The organism is Arthrobacter sp. 05T444 (assembly GCF_056395905.1).
This window is the reverse complement of the sequence record NZ_JBFTKK010000027.1, coordinates 17,033-33,892: the sequence shown is the minus strand read 5'-3', so window position 1 is coordinate 33,892 and position 16,860 is coordinate 17,033. Positions and strand designations below refer to the sequence as shown.

The window sequence follows — 16,860 nt, the reverse complement described above, 5'->3', positions numbered from 1 at the left end:
ACCGTCAATCCCAGGACCGTCAGCGCCTGATTAGCCGCGCGAGCCGGCCAGCTAAATCTGCGGCAGCTTCACGAACTCCGCGAGCCCGATGGGGTCCTGCCCCGTCAGGCCGTGCACATCCGACGTCGGCCCGGCCAGCTCCCGGTTCGCGATCGCCGTGTACGTGCTCACCCAGGCCTTGACCTGCCACGCCGGAGCGCCGTAGGAAGCCCGCGAGGAGTACGCCTCCTCGAGCGTTTCATTGTGGTACGTGACGGTCCTTCCCGTGGCGTTGGAAAGCACTTCGGCCGCGCGGGCCAGCGAGATGTCCTCCGGCCCGGTGAGGTTGTAGGTGAAGCCCGCATGCACCGCGGGGTCCCGCAGCACCGCCACTGCGCTCCGGGCAATGTCTTCCCGGGCCACGGCAGCCATGACGCCGTCCCCGGCGGGCCCCCGGACCACGCCGTCCTCCCCGGCCAGCATCGGCAGGAAGTCCAGGTAGAAGTTGTCCCGCAGGAACGTGAAGGCCATGCCGGACGTCCGGATCCGCTCCTCCGTGGCGTAGTGGTCCCGCGCCAGGGTGAAGGACGCGTCCGGCGCCGCACCGAAGAACGAGGTGTAGACAATGTGCTGCACCCCGGCCGCGGCAGCGGCGTCCACGAACGTGTAGTGCTGCTGCAGCCGGTCCTCGGCCTCGGCCGCGGAAACCATGAACAGCGTCTTCACGCCGTCAAGGGCGGAACGTGCAAGCACCGGATCCGCGTAGCTGACCACGGCGGACGGTGCGTCCTGCAGCTCCGGTGCGCGGCCGGCGTCGCGCACCAGCAGGCGCTGGGAGAAGCCGGCATCCGCAAGCTGGCGCGCCACCATCCCTCCGAGCACGCCGGTGGAGCCGGTCACGGCAAGGTCAGGGAGATCTGTCATGGCCCCTCCTAGCCTTCGCGCGTTTCGGGGGACTTCGTCTGGGAAGGATCACGCTCGGCGAGTGAACCGATCGCGGCGTCGATCTTCTTCATGATGTCCGCCTCAAGCGTGACTCCCGATGCAGCCACAGTGTCCGCGATCTGCTCGGGCCGCGAGGCGCCAATAATGGCGGACGCCACGTTCGGGTTCTGCAGCACCCAGGCCACCGCCAACTGCGGCATGGTCAGCCCGGCTTCGTCGGCGATCGGCTTGAGCTCCTGCACGCCGGTGAGGACGTCGTCGCGCATCCAGCGCTGGATCATCTTGGCGCCGCCCTTTTCATCCGTGGCGCGGCTGCCCTCCGGCAGCGGCTGGCCGGGCAGGTACTTGCCGCTCAGCACGCCCTGCGCCATGGGGGACCACACGATCTGGGAGACGCCCAGTTCCTCCGACGCCGGGACCACCTCTTCCTCGATGACCCGCCAGAGCATGGAGTATTGCGGCTGGTTGGAGATCAGCTGGAAGCCGAGTTCCTTCGCCAGCGCGTGCCCGTTCCTGAGCTGCTCCGCGGTCCATTCGCTGACGCCGATGTACAGCGCTTTGCCCTGCCGCACGATGTCCGCGAACGCCTGCATGGTCTCTTCCAGCGGTGTCTCGACGTCGTAGCGGTGTGCCTGGTACAGGTCCACGTAGTCCGTCTGCAGCCTGCTGAGCGAGCCGTCTATCGACTCCATGATGTGCTTGCGGGACAGGCCGAGATCGTTCTTGCCCTTGGGCCCGGTGGGACCGAAGACCTTGGTGAAAATTTCGAGGGACTGGCGCCGTTCGCCCTTGAGTGCTTCGCCGAGGACGGTCTCCGCGGCGGTGTTGGCGTAGACGTCGGCGGTGTCAAAGGTGCTGATGCCGGCGTCCAGCGCTGCCCGCACGCATTGGGTGGCGACGTCGTTCTCCACCTGGGAGCCGTGCGTCAGCCAGTTGCCGAACGTGATTTCCGAGATCTTGAAGCCGCTGTTTCCGAGGTATCTGAATTCCATGGGTTTCACGCTAGCGGAGATGGTTGCTCAGGGTAAGGGATACAGGCCGATCATCCGCCGGCCGTGTCACCCGCAGGGCTGCCGCGGGGTTAGCTGGCACGGGGGGTCCCCTGCGCTGCCGTCCCCCGCGGTGTCAGGACCGGATGCGTGATTCGGTGTGCTGCGACAGCGAGACCATGGACCCGGTATCCAGGATGGCCATGTGGCCGGCGTTGGCAGGCTTCTTGGCGGGCCTTGCCGGCTGGGCGGACTTCGCGGTCGATGGCTGCGCCGGCTGCGGGCTCTTTGCTCCGTTTCCGCTGCCGTTTTCGCCGGGCGCGTGGGACGGCGGCGGCGGGACCTGGGTGAGCGGTGCGCGGGCGCCATGGTGCAGGGCGGATTCCACCAGCGGCGCAACTTTCACGATTTCGCCGGTGCCCGTGACGGGAACGTCGCGGACCGGGACATCGATCGTGGGAGCCGCCGCGCGGGCCCGCGCCACGGCACGGGCATCCGCCGCGGCAACGGCGTCCGCCCAGTCCTTCGCGAGGACCGGCGGTACCGGGCACGCTGCTGTCACCAGGGGGTGATGAACGACGGCGGTGCGCAGCGCCTCTTCGAGTCCGGCGCGGGTCAGCAGTTTCTTCCAGTCGATGGGAGGGCGCGGCGCGCGAACCGGGCGGGAAGTGCTTTGCGTCTTGGGCAGCCGGGGCTTTGCGGGCCGGGCCTTTCCCGGCCGATCCTCGGCGGGGTGGCTGTTGGCGGACTCTGCGACGGGCACACTCCGGGCGATCTGGCCGTCCGCGGACAGCCGCACCAGCTCGATGGTGTCGGTTTTGGGGAACCTGCCGAACAGGGCCATGACGATCAGGGCGGTGAGGCGGCCGGTCCCGGCGATCAGCAGCATGGCCGTGAAAATAATGAAGAGCCCAATGAACATGACAAAGGCCACAAACACCGTGCCAAAAAATGTCAGGTTCAGTGCAATCGTTGTCGGATCTCCCACTTCACCCTCCTAACAGCCCGCGGCTGCCGCATCCCGCGACAGCCACAACCGGAAACAGCCCCTAACCACCATACGGACTATTTACTGCCGACATGCCCGCATGACAAGGACCCGCCGGTGTTGTTTCGAACCTGTTATCGGATGCGCCCCTCCCGGCAGGCATATAGTCGGAATTAGCAAGTAAACACCACATTTTCCAGGGGATGCCGTGACCCAGCCAGAGCCCTTTGCCGGTAACTGCCCGTGCCTCTCCGGAGAGCAGTACGCGGACTGCTGCGGCCGTTTCCACCGCGGATCCGCTGAAGCCGCAACGGCAGAACAGCTGATGCGTTCCCGCTACAGCGCGTTCGTCCTCCTCGATGCCGGTTATCTGCTCAAAACCTGGCATCCGGACACGCGGCCCTCGGAGCTGGAGCTCGATCCTGGCCTTGAGTGGCGCCGGCTGGACGTCGTGTCCACGAGCCGCGGCGGCCCGCTGGACACCCAGGGCACGGTGGAATTCAGGGCGCACTTCAGGCAGGACGGCGAACGCGGCGTCCACCACGAAACGAGCCGCTTTCTAAGGGTGGACCGGCGCTGGTACTACTTGGACGCCGTCGTTCTGCACCAGGCCTGATCGCAGCCCTTAATGGCGGTCATCGTAGTCCGCGGTGGGCGTGAAGCCGGCGCGGTCCACCTTGCGGTGGAAGTGCATGCCGGTCATCCCGCCCAGCACGGCGCCCACCAGGGCCACCGCAGCCACCACAACGGCGGCGATGATGCTCGTGGTGTTGAGCTGGCCTTCGTTAATGGGAATCCTCGGGAAGCTGTTCAACTGTGCGAGGATATTGAACCGCTCCCCGGCGATCAGGCCCAGCACGGCCACGATCACGGCGGCGATCAGGGCCCAGATCCACACCATGAAGCCCTGCTTGGCCCCGTTGAAGCGCGCCATCCGGCCGGCGACATAGCCGCCGCTGTAGTAGGAGACGAACAGGATGACCAGCAGCATAATGATGCCCACGACGCCCACTGTCTGATTCGTCGTCGCCTGTCCGACAGCCGCGTTCACATCAGTGTTCGTGGCGAGGCCGACGGCTGTCCCGGCGGCCGCCACCAGGGCGGTCAGCAGGACGGCCATGCCCGTAGCGGCCAGCCAGCCGAAGAACGCCGAGCCCACCTGGATACCGCCGAAGGCCTCCTTTTCACGGGCCACGGCGATCTCCCGCGACGCCATCCCGGGATCGGTACGCGGGACCGCGCTGGTGTGCGCCTCCTGTGTGTAGTCGCGCTCAGCGTAGGGCGCCTGGGTGTTCATGGCCCGCGTGTCGGTGTCCCTCCGGCCGCCCTCGCGCTCGTCCGTGCTCCATGCGTCCGTGTCGCCTGATTGCGTGGCGTCGTAAACCGGGGTGTCGTCGGTGCTGGGTTGGGATTGGGTGCGGCGGGGGCGCCTGTCCTCGGAACTTATGGGGCTGCTCATTGAACGTCTCGCTTTCATTGAACGGACCGGGCTCAGATCTAAGCCGGGCAACGCAATGCCGAGGCCAAGGCGCTGGCCTCAGTTCTAGCTAACTCCGTTCAATCCCACTTAGCAAGGATGCTTACTATTTGGTTTTCGTGCCGTCTGCCGGCCGGCAAGCGGGTTCCGTCCCGCGCTCAGCGGTATTTCCGGTGTAGGTCCTCCTTTACCGAGGCCCGGGGTGCGGCGTCGGCAATCCACGGCCCGGTGCCCTCGGACTGGTCCAGCACACCGGCTTCGAGCCACTCGTAGTCTCCGGCGAGGACTTTGCGCGAGAGTTCACGGTCGCCGTCGTCGGTGTTGCGCCACAGCTGGTCGAAGTATTCGTCCACCCGGACGCGGGCCTGCTCGCAAAAGGCCTCGGCCAGCTCGAACGCGGTGGCGCCGCGCTCTGGAGCCGTGCGGAGCAGCATCTCCGCCCGGGAGCAGCACGCGGCCATGGCGAAGAGCTCGGCGCCGATGTCCACGATCCGTCCCAGGAACGCCTGCTTATGCTCCAGCTTGGCCTGCCAGCGCCCCATGCCGTAGAACGTCTGTCGGGCGAGCCGCCGCGAGGACCGTTCCACAAAGCGGAGCTGCTTGGCGAGCCGGCCGAACTCGCTGTAGGACCGCGGGTCCATGCCGGCGCCCGCCAGGAGTTTGGGCAGCCACTTCGCGTAGAAGCCGGACGCCCCGACGGCGGCCCTCGCCTTGTCCGAGAGGCTGGCGTCCACGGACGCCAGGTCCCCGGCGGCGGCCAGGTGGGCGTCCACGGCTTCACGGGCGATGAGCAGCTTCATGATCTCCGAGGATCCTTCAAAGATCCGGTTGATGCGCAGGTCGCGCAGCTGCTGCTCCGCGGGGACGGCGCGCTCGCCGCGGGCCTCCAGCGAATCGGCGGTTTCGAAGCCGCGGCCGCCACGGATCTGCACGAGTTCGTCGGCAATCTGGCAGCTGCGTTCGGTGGACCACAGCTTCGCCAGGGCGGCCTCGATCCGCACATCCTTTTGGCCGGCATCGGCCAGTTCAGCGGACAGTTCAAACACCGCGTCGAGGGCGAAGGCGGTGGCGGCGATGTAGGCAATTTTCTTGCTGACGGCCTCGTGCTGTCCCACCGGGCGGCCCCACTGGGTGCGGGCGTTGGACCATTCCCGGGCAATCTTCAGGCTCCACCGGCCCGACGCAACACACAGTGCGGGGATGGAGAGGCGGCCCGTGTTGAGGGTTGTCAGCGCGATTTTCAGGCCCTGGCCCTCGCGGCCCAGCCTGTTGGCCGCCGGAACCCTGACCCGGTGGAAGCGGGTGACGCCGTTCTCGATGCCGCGCAGGCCCATGAAGGCATTCCTGTTTTCCACCGTGATGCCCGGCGTGTCCATCTCCACGACGAAGGCGGTGATGCCGCCTTTGTGGACGGTTCCGTCGGCGTCGGTGTGCCGCGGCACCACGGCCATTACCACCACAAGTTCCGCGATCACTCCGTTGGTGGTCCAAAGTTTCACGCCGTCCAAAACGTATGCCTCGCCGTCGTCCGTGGGCACGGCGGTGCTGCCCATCCTGGCGGGGTCGCTGCCGACGTCGGGCTCGGTGAGGAGGAAGGCGGTAATGGCGCCGCCCGCGCATCGCGGCAGGTATTCCTGCTTCTGTTCAGCGGTGCCGAACACCTTTACCGGCTCGGGCACGCCGATGGACTGGTGGGCGGACAGCAGCGCGCCGAGGCTGGGGTGCACCGAACCCAGCAGCGCGAGGGCGCGGCCGTAATACACCAGCGACAGCCCCAGGCCGCCGTACTCCAGCGGGATCTTCATGCCGAACACGCCGAGGTCGGCCAGGCCCCTGAGGTATTCGTCCGGGACTTTGGCCTCACGCTCGATCAGCCTGCCGGACATGGTCCGGCAGAGCTCCGTGAGACGCTCCATGAAGGCTTCGCCGCGCTCCACGTCATCGGCCTTGGCCGCGGGCCAGGGATGGATGAGGCTGAGGTCGAAGCTGCCGAGGTACAGGCCTTTGGCAAAGCTCGGCCGCTCCCAGGCGGTCTCGCGGGCCGCCTCGGCGACGGCGCGGGCGTCCTCCGCGGAGGCGCCGGCGCCGATCTTCTCGGCGGCCACCGGCGTTTCGGAGGCCGGGCTGTCGATAGTCGGGATGGTGCCGTGACCCGTTGTTTCTGCGGGGGCGGGCTGGCCTTCGGTGGCGGGACTCTCAGTGGCGGAGCTCACGGGGCATCTCCTCTAACCGGTGACCGGCTTGAGCCCTGGGTCCGCCGCGGGTGGAGAACCCTTCAGCTGTCCCTCAATGCTACCCGCGGGTAAGTACCGGTGCTAGGGGAGGGCTGGCCCTGAAAATCTCCGGGCAGCTCCACGGTGGAGGCATGGTGCACCAGCCGGTCCCACAAATGGTTGATGCCGTGGACCAGCCCGAGCAGGGTGCCGGCGACGATCAGCCAGGCCAGCCGCCCCACCCCCACCAGGACCAACGCGGCACATGCCGCCGCCGCCACGAACAGGACCAGCACCATGGCAAAAACCAGCGTTCCTGTGAACACCAAGGTTGCCGTCTCCACTGCACTTAGGTCGAACTCCATGCTTCCCCCTGCGCCTTTGCTGCGGTTGGATCAGTAGCACGAGCTTAGGGCGGGCCGCCGGGTCCATCCACAGGCTGCATGGCGGGTCGCGCCTGTTGATACGGGATCGAAATCATACTGCTCCGTAGGTCACGGCTTTGTCTCAGCAACCCCACCAGCAACATGCCTGACGTTTTTCCCCCGTCAACGCGCGGTCAGCGGCAGCCCAATCGGGACGCTCGTTGGCCCAGGCCTGGCCCAGCGCACCCTCACGCCTTAGGTGAAAGGCCCTCTGCGTTAACCTTGTAGTTGGCAGTTTTCCGGTTTCCTCTGCCGAGACCATCCCCAACTCAGCTTAAGGAGAGTGTGTGCCCCGGTCAGCCACGTCCTCCGCTGACGCCATCAGCGCACGGCTCCGGGACCTCGAGCTCCTCACCAGGGGGCCCGCCTGGGCGCTCACGCGCTCCGCGCCCTGGGTGATCGCGGTGCTGCAGGCATCCTTCACCCGCACGCGGCCGCAGCTTCCGCTGGAAGAGTTCCATGCCGACGTCGATTCCTTCCTTGAGCAGCTCCGCCGCCAGGAGCCGGGGCTGGGTGGCAGCGCCAACGGCAAGTCCTTCGGTGACGAATGGACACGCAAGCAGTTCCTGACCCGGCGGAACCAGTCCGGACAGATCGTTTACGAAGTCACAGAACCGGCGGCCCGCGTGCTGGCGTTCCTGGACAGTCTTTCCAGTGAACGTTCCACCCTGAACGGATCCCGGCTGGGAACCCTGCTGGGTGACGTGGAGAAGCTGGCCAACGAGACCAACCCGGACCAGAGCGCCCGTCTGGAGTCGCTGGAAGAGGAGATCGAGGAGCGGCAGCAGCTCATCCAGGACATCAGTTCCGGCGATTTCGACGGGCTGCTGGATGACGACGAGGCCGTGGAAGCGGCGGGCAACATCCTGGACCTCGCGGCCAGCCTGCCCGCGGACTACAAGAAAATGCGTGACCGCATCGAGGAGCTCGTCGGCGGGCTGCGCAACCAGATCATTGAGGAATCGCTGAGCAAGGGCGCTACCATGGCGCAGGTGCTGGAGGCGGACAAGCGGCTGAGGCAGAGCCCCGAGGGCAGGACTTTCCGCTCCTTTGCCGCCTTCCTCGAGGACCCGCAGCAGCAGCTGCGCTTCCGCTCGGCGATCGGCGAGGTCCTGAGCCGGCAGTTCGCGGACGACCTTTCACCTGAGGACCGCGAAACACTGAAGAACCTCGTGGCCGAGCTCAGGCAGCAGCACAGCCAGATCCAGCGCATCTACGGCAAGCTCAGCGAGAGCCTGAACACCTACGTCCAGAGCGACGATTTCCGCCAGTCTGTCCGGCTCCGCAAGGTGCTGCGCGAGGCCGAACAGGCCATCCGTTCCCTGCCCTACGAACGCGAGCAGCCCGGCATGGTCCGCGGCCCGGTGCTGTTCAACGCAGGCTTCGAGTCCCTTGCCATGGTGAAGCTGTTCGATCCCGACGAGTTCGCGGCCCCGCCCAAGCTCGCCGACCCCATCGCGTTCAGCGACTCGGACCGCGTGCGCTCGCCGCGCACCGGCAAGGCCCGCCCCGAGGCCATCCGGGCAGCGCTTGCGGGTGCAGCGTCACTTTCCGAGGCGTGGGAGCAGCTCGCACCGGAGGAACGGCACATCAACTCCATCCGCGCGCTTCTCTCGCACGCCCTCCACGACGGCGCAGGCTTCCACCGCGAGGCCTGGGACGCCGTCGAGTTCAAACAGATCGACGGCACCACCCGCAAGGCTTTCCTGCCGGTGGTCACGCTCAAGAAGGATTCCGATGACTGAAGAGATTACGACGACGGAAACCCCGGTGGACGAGCACGCACCGGTGGTCGAGCCTGTCGAGCCCCAGGAGGCCGGGATTTCGACAAGCTCAATCAGCGGCGGAGTCACCCCGCGCGACACCTTCGTGGACGGCGCCGCGCTCTTCCCGGGCGACACCGGCGTGCTTTCCATGAAGGTGCGCCAAGCCCTCGTGAAGCTGCTGAAGGGCCCGTACGTGGATGGCGGCCGCGACGAGAAACTCTGGACAACCCTCCTCGACAACCAGCTGATCCTTCGCAGCCGGCTCTCCGAACTGTTCCTCACGCTCCAGCTGGACCATGAACGCAAGATTGCTGTGCTGCGCCCGGTGGACCCCGAAGCCATCGGCGGCAGCACCCGTTCGAGCATCCTTCGCCAGCAGCGTGCCCTGAGCCGGGTGGAAACAATCGTGCTGCTCCGCCTCAGACTCCTGCTGGACCGCCACGTCACGGCCCAAACCGATCCCACGATCACCCGCGAGGAAATCGCCGAGCTCGTGGCGCACTACCAGCCGGCCGGCCAGCAGGACGCCCTCCGCGACTCAGACGTGGTCAACCGGGCAATCACCAAGCTCCTGGCCCGCCAACTCCTGCTCACCACAGGCCTGGACGACGTCTACACAATCTCCAACGCCCTCCCGCTGGCCCTCCCCTTCGAAAACATCGGAGACATCCCGGCCCAGATCGAAGCCCTGGTCGCAGCCACTGCCGACCCCACAGGTACGGAAGCGCTGATAGAGCTCGACGACAGTACGCTGGTTGAGCCTGCCGAAACTGACGATGACACTGACGAAGTGGAGGCGGCCAAGTGAGCATCGCAACCATGCTCCCGATGGGCGAGCTCACCAACCCCGGCCAGATGCGCCTCGCGCTGGTCCAAGTGGTCAACTGGGGGACGTTCCACGGAGCGCATACGATGCACGTGGACCGCAACGGCACACTGCTTACGGGCAACTCGGGCGTCGGCAAGTCAACGCTGTTCGACGCCATGCTCCGCGTGTTCGACGCCCGGCCGCGCTCCAACGAGGCTGCCGCCCAGCGCTCCGGCGGAGCTGTCGAGGACAAGAGGACCACGTTCACGTACATGCGCGGCAAGGTGGGGGACAAAGCAGTAGGCGAGGGCTCGGCCAGTGCCTTCCAGCGCCCCGGTGCCACCTGGTCCGCCGTCGCCCTGACGTTCGACAACGCGGCCGGCACCAAGGTGACGGTGTCCGCCCTGTTCGACCTGCCGAAGAACGGCACGGAGTCGAGCGTCGGCCGGTACTACCTGATCGACAACGTGCCGCTGGACCTGCCCGCGATTGAGGACATCGCCGAGAAGCGCTTCACCAAGGCTGCGCTGGAAAGCATCTTCCCGGACGCGCAGATCTTTGATGTCCATAAGGCCTTCGCCGAGCGTTTCCGGCGCCTCCTGGGCATCAACTCTGACCAGGCGCTGCCGCTGCTCCGCGTGATCCAGGCCGGAAAAGGCCTGGGCGGGAGCGTCAACACCTTTTTCCGCGACCAGGTTCTGGATGCCCCGGCCACGCTGGCCGCGGCGGACGGCGTCGTTGAGGAATTCAGCAACCTCATGTCCATCCGGCAGCGGCTCGAGGACGTGCGCCAGCAGCGCGACCAGCTCGCCCCGGTTCCGGAGCTGAACAGGGAATACGCCCATTCGCTGCTGGACGCGAACCGGCTCCGGGAACTGGCAGGCGGGGAATTCGAGGCCTACCGGCAGCAGCTGGCCGTCGCGGTGCACGGGAAGACCCTGGCCCGCTTCAAGGCACTCGCGCAGGTAAAGGCCAAGGAGCTCGGGGCCGAACGTGCTGTCCGCGACGGCCTGGCCAAAGAGCTGCGCCAGCTCGAAGCCGACTACAACAACCAGGGCGGCAACGCCATCTCATCCATCGAGCAATCGCTCGAGAATGCCCGGGTGGGGCTCAAGCTACGCGAGCAGGTGGAGGAGGCCGCCCGCCAGGCGCTGGCCGACGCCGGCCTTCAGCTGCACTGGTCGGCCGAGGGCTGGGAGCAGGCCCACGAGCAGGCTGCCGCCCGCTCCGCCGAACTCAAGGATGATTCGGAGGCGTTGAAGGAGCTCCGTTTCGAGGCTTTTGATGGCCACGCCACCAGGAAGCGCGAGCTCGCCGCCGCCGAGCAGGAGCTCGTGTCGCTGAAGACGCGGAAGTCCCTGTTGCCGCCGTCGAGCATCGAAAACCGGGCCGCCATCGCGGCCGCGGCGGGCGTCCCCGAGGAGCTGATGCCCTTCGGGGGAGAGCTCATCGACCTTGCCGAGGGTGAGGAACAGTGGCGGCCGGCCGCCGAGCGCGCGCTCCGCAACCTGGCGACCACGCTGCTGGTTCCGGGCGAGCACTTCGCCGCCGTCACGCGGTACCTGAACGACCACACCGTCCGCGGTGCCCTCCGCGCAGTTGACGTGTCCAAGCCCCTTGCCGGCGGCGCGCTGGCTGTGGAGGACGTGTCCGACGGCGACCTGCTGACCAAGCTGGACATCCTCACCACCGGGTCCGTGGCCGACGCCGGGCAGTGGATCCGCGAACGCATCGCCCTCGACTTCGCCTACCCTTGCGTGGAAGACCCGGACGAACTGGCCCGGCTGGACCGGGGCCTGAGCCTGGGCGGCGTGGTCAAACGGAACCGGCACACCGTGGAAAAGGACGACCGATTCAACAGCCGCCAGGACTACGTCCTCGGCTTCGACAACGCCTCCAAGCTCGAACTGGTGGCCGGGCAGGTGGCGGACCTGCGGCAGGAACTCGCCAAGGCCGCGGAGCTTGCCCAGAGCAGGGAGGAATCGCACCAGGGCATGACCCGGCAGCTCGAGGCGCTGCGCCGGGTGGCCGAGGACCACCGCCCGTGGGACCAGGTCTCGGCAGCCGTTGCCACGCACGAACTCACCCGGATCGAGCAGCGGCTCAAGGACGCCCTCGCGGCCCAGGCCGACCTCGAACCGCTGCGCGCCAACATCGAGACGGCACGCCAGAAACACCAGTCCAGCACCGAGTCCGCCGCCGTGCTGCAGAGCGAATACAAGGCGCTGGACCACCAGCTCACCACCTCCGATTCGCTGCTGGAAGCCGCGCGGGCCCGCCTGAACCAGGCGCCGCCGTCGGACTCCACAGTCACCGCGCTGGAACCGTACTTCACCGGTTTTGGCGACGTTACGGAAATGCATGAGCTCGACAACCTCGCCGCCAGGGTCAAGACCCAGCTGCTGGGCGAGCTGCATGCGGCGGAATCGCGCGGGCAGGCCACGTCCGAGCGGCTCACGCGCCTTTTCGAGGGCTTCGTGCGCGAATGGGGCACCGCCATCTCCGCCGACCACGGCACGTCGATCGGCGCGGCCAGCGAGTTCGAAGCCCGCTACCATGCGATTGTCAGCGATGGACTGCCCGCGCAGGAGGCCGAGTTCCGGCAGTTTTTCAACCAGCGCACGCACGAATCGTTCAGCACGCTGCTGCATCTGTTGGACGAGGAGCGGCGCTCCATCACCAGCCGCATCCTGCCGCTGAACGGCATCCTGTCCGAGGTCAATTTCCACGAGGGCAGCTTCTTGGAACTGGACATCAAGCCGACGCTGCCGCCCACCGCGAAGCAGTTCAAGGACGCCATCCAGAACGCGCTGAAGACGCGGCATACGCGGCCCTCGCGCGCTGCGGGCGCGGCTGCTTCGGAAACGGACGACGACGCCGAGCTCACCAACCGTTACAAGTCGCTGGAAACTCTCGTGAAGCGGCTGGGGTCGCAGACGCCGGAGGACCGGCGCTGGCGCGCCGAGGTGCTGGACGTGCGCGGGCACTTATTCATCCAGTGCAAGGAGCACCGCGAGGTGGACGTTCCTGCCGGAAAGAAAGGCGCCAAAGCGGGCACGAAGAACGAGGTGTTCATGCACGCGGACACCGGCTCCATGTCCGGCGGCGAGCGGCAGCGGTTCACGGCGTTCATCATGGCCGCGGCGCTGAGCTACCAGCTGGGCATCGCAGAGCAGGGCTTCACCACCTACGGCACCGTGATGATGGATGAGGCCTTCGTTTTGGCGTCCGAAGAGTTCGCCGGTGCGGGCATCAAGGCGCTGCATGAATTTGGTTTCCAGCTGCTCCTGGCCGCTCCGGAAAACGTCATCGACCTGTCGCGGCACCTTGGTTCCGTCACTGAAATCCTGCGCGACAAACGCACCAACCGCTCGGGCGTGCTGACGGCCCCGGTGATCGCGCCGAAACCCGGGTCCGGAGGGCAATGGCGGTCCGAAGCCAACCCCGTGGACATCGTGCTCCGCTGACCCCGTCCGGCCGGCCCATCAGGACGCTCTCTCACTTCCTGCGGTGTTTTCCCGGACGCTCTCTCACCTTTCGCCCGGTCCATCCCGACGCTCTCTCACTTCCTGCGGGAATGCCGCGGACGCTCTCCCACTGGATGTGAGCGAGCGTCCGCGGCTGAGACGGCAGGATCTGATGGAGCGTCGGGCGCTAGCGTCCTTGAACCCGGTCCAGGAACAGCTCGGTCCTTGCCATCAGTCCATCGATCTGCCGAAGTACGACGGCGGCAGGGTCCGGGTTGATCTCGTTGACCGGTGGCTCCACGCGCACGTTGCCGCAGCACAGGAAGTCGGCGCAGATCAGCGTCCCGACGGTGTTGCCGTCCCTGCCGGATTGCCCGGCTCGTTTCGCGACCCACAACAGGACGTCGTCCTTCGAGAACACGTCGCGGCACAGCTCGCAGAGCACGGCACGGCTTTTCCTTGCTCCGCCTTCAGGCGCACGAAGCATAATCCCCGTGAGACCTCCGGTCCGAGGCAGGACCAGATAGCCGCGTAGCGGCATCTTGCCGTCCCGCCACCCGAGGAAGTCCAGCCTGTCCCAGTCCAGGGTGTCGAAGTCCCTGGGTAACGTCAGCTTGGCCGCCTCCGAGCGGCTTGCATTTACGAAGGACGAGCGGATCTGCTGCTGAGTAATTTTTTGCATGGTCATGAGCTTTCGAATTTGAATGGTCCCCCTCGGGGGCATGACGGTCCGTGTCAGCGGATCCGCGCACACTAAAGAAAGCCCGTTCTTGGGCATTGCTCGTCGGGACGGCTAAAGGCAGGTCCGGCGCGGGAAGGCTGGCGTTGCTGCAGAGGCCAAGCAGGCCATTGTGGCCGCCCCGCTTCCCACGGCTGCGATGACCTCAGTGGTCCTCAGCATGCTCATCCCCTCGTTCCCGGCCGATGCCCATCGCCTGTCGGCGGGCACCACTGGCCCGCCTCGCCATCCTCCCAAATCCGGGCCATCTCGGCAACGCGGGAGGTGAGAGAGCGTTGGGGGGAAGTGTGCGGGAGGTGAGAGAGCGTTGGGGGGAAGTGTGCGGGAGGTGAGAGAGCGTTGGGGGAGGGGGCGGACGGCTACGCGCGGGTTGCCGCGCAAGCGTCGATCTGGGCCTGGACGATCGCCCCGTAGTGGGCCACGAGATCGTCAAAGTCCCAGCCGTCGAACAGCCCGAGTGTCCGCACAGTCTCGCCGAAGCCGGTCATCAGGGCAGTCACTGTCGACGCGAAGCGGCGTTCCGGCGTCGCGTCCCCGATCAGCCCCGCGATGCTGCTGAGGTAACGCTCGCGCACTTCGGCCCGGGCCGCGCCGGGGTCGGGGGAGTCGTGGATGCTGAACGGGATCATGGCCCACGGCTCCTGCATGCCCCTCTCCCGCCGCATCAGCACACGGAACACGAGCGCACTGCCGAGTTCCGACGTCGGGACGTCCAGTTCCGCGAGCAGCGATTCGTCCGGCTGGACGGCGGCAAACAACTTGTCCTTGGACGCGAAAAGCTTCATCACCAGGGCAGCCGAGACGCCGGCCCCGGCGGCGATGTCCCGGACGGTCACTGCACGGTAGCCGCGCTCGCCGAACAGCCGGCCGGCCGCATCCAGGATGGCTTCATGGCTGGGGCTGCTCACGCGGAAGCCTGTTCCGTCAGTAGCGGGGCGGCAAGGTCCACGGTCACGGATCGGTTGTCGACGGCGAGCTTCCGCGCCATGGCCTGATGCGTCACGGGATGAAGCATGGTCACCACGTAGCGGCCTGCGACGGGCAGCGGAAGTGTGTACACGCCGTCGGCGTCCGTCAGGGTGGTGGCCACATGCTCGCCGCTGGCCTGAAGCAGGGTGACCACGGCGCCGGAAACACGTTCGCCGTCCAGGCTGGCCGTCCCGCTTAGTTCCAAGCGGTCCTGCAGCAGGAAGTTCTGCCGGAGGGTGCGGCCGTCGAACTCGAAGACTTCCGCCATCGGCGCCCACCCGGCGGCGTTCGCCACCATGAGGTACTTGCCTGCGCCCGGCAGCGCCACGGAATAGTTTCCGTCCGTGTCCACCCGGCTCCAGTCCACCGGCTCGCCGTCGGTCTGGAGGACGGTGACGACGGCGGGGGTCAGGGGGCGGTGGTCCGCCGCGAGGACGCGCCCCTGCACCACGAGTTCGGTAGCGGCCACGGCAGGCACCGCCGGGCGGTGCGCTGCCGCGGCCCGCGGGATGAAGAAGGCGGCGAGGACGGAGGCGGACGATGCCAGGGCTGCCATCCAGAACACGTCCTTGAACGCGTCGAACGAGGGCAGCCGCGTGGATCCGATGGTCACCGAGGTGAGGACAGCGGCGACGGCGGCACTTGAGGTCGATGTGCCGATCGAGCGCACCAGGCTGTTCAGGCCGTTGGCGGAGGCGGTCTCGGTAATGGGCACCGCGCCCATGATGAGGGTGGGCATGGCGGCGTAGGCGATGGCCGTGCCGACGCTCACCACGGTGGAGCCGATGATTACCGAGGCGATGGAGTCATAGAAGAAGACGCGTCCGACGTAGCCCACAATCATGACGGCTGCTCCGGCCATGAGGGCGGTTTTGCCGCCGAAGACCCGGATGATGCGGCCGGACACCGGCGCGAAGACAACCATGGCCAGGCCTGACGGCACCATGCACAGGCCGGCCGTGATGACGCTCAGCTGGAATCCGTATCCCGTGGCGCTGGGGAGCTGGAGCTGCTGCGTGGTCAGGAGCATGTTGGCGAACATGGCAAAACCGATCAGCAACGATGCCATGTTGGTCATGAGGACCGGTCGGCGTGCCGAGGTCCGCAGATCCACCATCGGCTGCGCCACTTTGAGTTCGTAGGGAACCCAGGCAGCGAGAAGAACCGCGGCCGCTAGGAACAGAAGCAGCACGGGTTCCGAACCCCAGCCCCACGAGCCGCCCTTCGAGATGGCCAGCAGCAGGGCGGCCAGCGCCCCGGACAGCACCATGGCGCCAGCGAAATCGAAACGGCCCGGCGTTCGGACCTTGGACTCGGGAACCACCAGCACCACGGCAAGGAGCAGCAGGGAGCCGGCCCCTGCGGCAACCCAGAAGATCGATTCCCAGCCGAGGCTCTCGTAGAGGACGCCGGCAAGAGGGAGCCCCATGGCGCTGCCGATGCCCAGGGTCGCGCTCATCAGTGCCACTGCCGAGCCCATCTTTTCCTTGGGCAGTTCGTCACGCATGATGCTGATGCCCACCGGGATCAGCGCGGACGAGAACCCCTGGAGGGCGCGGCCGATGATGAGCCACAGGAACGATCCCCCCAGTGCCGCCATCACCGAACCCGCCACCATGATCGCCAGGCACACCACCATCATCTTGCGCTTGCCGTACATGTCGGCGCTGCGGGACACGATGGGGGTGGCTACGGCGCTGGAGAGCAGGGTGGCGGTCACAAGCCAGGACGCGTCGTCTGCCGTGACGCCCAGGATCTTGGGGAAGTCCGGCAGCAGCGGCACCACGAGGGTCTGCATCAGGGCCACGACCGTACCGCTCAGTGCAAGGACTGCTGTGATGGCGGACGGGGACGGGGTGCGGGACAGTTGCCCGGCGGCGGTGGAACTCGGCATGGGGGAGCTTTCGAAAGAAGGATTTCGGTGAACGCCAGGGTGAACGAGCGTTTACTTCCTAACGAGTGAACCACTGTTCACCCCGTGGCGGCAAAGAACGGGCTCATGTTTTCCGTCACGATCACAATTACGTGACGCAAAGCTTTCCTAATTCTGCAGAGGGTAGGCTAGCCTTACTTAGGTTTGCTTCATAGACCTAAG

The 16,860-nt window shown here is 66.7% G+C and carries 13 protein-coding genes; 4 read left to right on the top strand and 9 right to left on the bottom strand.

The window, feature by feature from the left end; genetic code table 11:
- Positions 1 to 51 precede the first annotated feature (51 nt).
- The 3 genes from AC1DD3_RS19645 to AC1DD3_RS19635 form a co-directional block, all read right to left on the bottom strand.
- Positions 52 to 903: an SDR family oxidoreductase gene (locus AC1DD3_RS19645; protein ID WP_476882334.1), complete on the bottom strand. Its 852-nt coding sequence runs from the start codon at positions 901 to 903 to the stop codon at positions 52 to 54.
- An 8-nt stretch (positions 904 to 911) separates the two neighbouring features.
- Positions 912 to 1,916, bottom strand: coding sequence for an aldo/keto reductase family protein (locus tag AC1DD3_RS19640; RefSeq protein ID WP_230120289.1), 1,005 nt, complete (start codon positions 1,914 to 1,916; stop codon positions 912 to 914).
- Between the two features lie 133 nt (positions 1,917 to 2,049).
- Complete coding sequence (locus AC1DD3_RS19635; RefSeq protein ID WP_476882333.1) at positions 2,050 to 2,901, bottom strand: hypothetical protein; 852 nt, start codon at positions 2,899 to 2,901, stop codon at positions 2,050 to 2,052.
- Between the two features lie 208 nt (positions 2,902 to 3,109).
- Here AC1DD3_RS19635 and AC1DD3_RS19630 point away from each other — a divergent pair, with 208 nt between their 5' ends.
- Positions 3,110 to 3,517: a YchJ family protein gene (locus AC1DD3_RS19630; protein WP_230120286.1), complete on the top strand. Its 408-nt coding sequence runs from the start codon at positions 3,110 to 3,112 to the stop codon at positions 3,515 to 3,517.
- Between the two features lie 9 nt (positions 3,518 to 3,526).
- Here AC1DD3_RS19630 and AC1DD3_RS19625 read toward each other — a convergent pair whose 3' ends face one another.
- The 3 genes from AC1DD3_RS19625 to AC1DD3_RS19615 form a co-directional block, all read right to left on the bottom strand.
- A complete protein-coding gene (locus AC1DD3_RS19625) occupies positions 3,527 to 4,360 on the bottom strand; it encodes a TIGR04086 family membrane protein (protein WP_476882332.1) in 834 nt (277 codons plus the stop codon).
- A gap of 176 nt (positions 4,361 to 4,536) precedes the next feature.
- Positions 4,537 to 6,591 carry an acyl-CoA dehydrogenase family protein gene (locus AC1DD3_RS19620; protein ID WP_476882331.1) on the bottom strand — a complete coding sequence of 685 codons (2,055 nt, stop codon included), beginning with the start codon at positions 6,589 to 6,591 and terminating at the stop codon, positions 4,537 to 4,539.
- A gap of 62 nt (positions 6,592 to 6,653) precedes the next feature.
- On the bottom strand, positions 6,654 to 6,956 hold the full coding sequence (locus AC1DD3_RS19615) for a hypothetical protein (RefSeq protein ID WP_230120282.1): 303 nt from the start codon (positions 6,954 to 6,956) through the stop codon (positions 6,654 to 6,656).
- A gap of 347 nt (positions 6,957 to 7,303) precedes the next feature.
- Here AC1DD3_RS19615 and AC1DD3_RS19610 point away from each other — a divergent pair, with 347 nt between their 5' ends.
- The 3 genes from AC1DD3_RS19610 to AC1DD3_RS19600 are packed head-to-tail and all read left to right on the top strand — an operon-like array spanning position 7,304 to position 13,057.
- Entirely contained in the window at positions 7,304 to 8,761 is a 1,458-nt protein-coding gene (locus AC1DD3_RS19610) for a DUF3375 family protein (protein WP_476882330.1), read from the top strand.
- On the top strand, positions 8,754 to 9,590 hold the full coding sequence (locus tag AC1DD3_RS19605; protein WP_230120278.1) for a DUF4194 domain-containing protein: 837 nt from the start codon (positions 8,754 to 8,756) through the stop codon (positions 9,588 to 9,590). Before AC1DD3_RS19610 ends, AC1DD3_RS19605 begins: the two co-directional genes overlap by 8 nt.
- Positions 9,587 to 13,057: an ATP-binding protein gene (locus AC1DD3_RS19600; protein ID WP_476882329.1), complete on the top strand. Its 3,471-nt coding sequence runs from the start codon at positions 9,587 to 9,589 to the stop codon at positions 13,055 to 13,057. The genes AC1DD3_RS19605 and AC1DD3_RS19600 overlap by 4 nt, the downstream gene beginning before the upstream one ends.
- A 187-nt stretch (positions 13,058 to 13,244) precedes the next feature.
- Here AC1DD3_RS19600 and AC1DD3_RS19595 read toward each other — a convergent pair whose 3' ends face one another.
- From AC1DD3_RS19595 to AC1DD3_RS19585, 3 genes are all read right to left on the bottom strand, one after another.
- The gene (locus AC1DD3_RS19595; protein ID WP_230120274.1) at positions 13,245 to 13,739 is read right to left on the bottom strand and encodes an FBP domain-containing protein; all 495 of its coding nucleotides are present in this window, start codon (positions 13,737 to 13,739) and stop codon (positions 13,245 to 13,247) included.
- Between the two features lie 416 nt (positions 13,740 to 14,155).
- Positions 14,156 to 14,704: a TetR/AcrR family transcriptional regulator gene (locus AC1DD3_RS19590; protein ID WP_476882328.1), complete on the bottom strand. Its 549-nt coding sequence runs from the start codon at positions 14,702 to 14,704 to the stop codon at positions 14,156 to 14,158.
- On the bottom strand, positions 14,701 to 16,659 hold the full coding sequence (locus AC1DD3_RS19585; protein WP_230121206.1) for an MFS transporter: 1,959 nt from the start codon (positions 16,657 to 16,659) through the stop codon (positions 14,701 to 14,703). Before AC1DD3_RS19585 ends, AC1DD3_RS19590 begins: the two co-directional genes overlap by 4 nt.
- Positions 16,660 to 16,860: the final 201 nt, after the last annotated feature.

Excerpts from the sequence above, each read along its gene's own strand:
- AC1DD3_RS19645 (WP_476882334.1), bottom strand. The coding sequence starts at position 903 with ATGACAGATCTCCCTGACCTTGCCGTGACCGGCTCCACCGGCGTGCTC.
- AC1DD3_RS19640 (WP_230120289.1), bottom strand. The coding sequence starts at position 1,916 with ATGGAATTCAGATACCTCGGAAACAGCGGCTTCAAGATCTCGGAAATC.
- AC1DD3_RS19625 (WP_476882332.1), bottom strand. The coding sequence starts at position 4,360 with ATGAGCAGCCCCATAAGTTCCGAGGACAGGCGCCCCCGCCGCACCCAA.
- AC1DD3_RS19615 (WP_230120282.1), bottom strand. The coding sequence starts at position 6,956 with ATGGAGTTCGACCTAAGTGCAGTGGAGACGGCAACCTTGGTGTTCACA.
- AC1DD3_RS19605 (WP_230120278.1), top strand. The coding sequence starts at position 8,754 with ATGACTGAAGAGATTACGACGACGGAAACCCCGGTGGACGAGCACGCA.
- AC1DD3_RS19595 (WP_230120274.1), bottom strand. The coding sequence starts at position 13,739 with ATGCAAAAAATTACTCAGCAGCAGATCCGCTCGTCCTTCGTAAATGCA.
- AC1DD3_RS19585 (WP_230121206.1), bottom strand. The coding sequence starts at position 16,659 with ATGCCGAGTTCCACCGCCGCCGGGCAACTGTCCCGCACCCCGTCCCCG.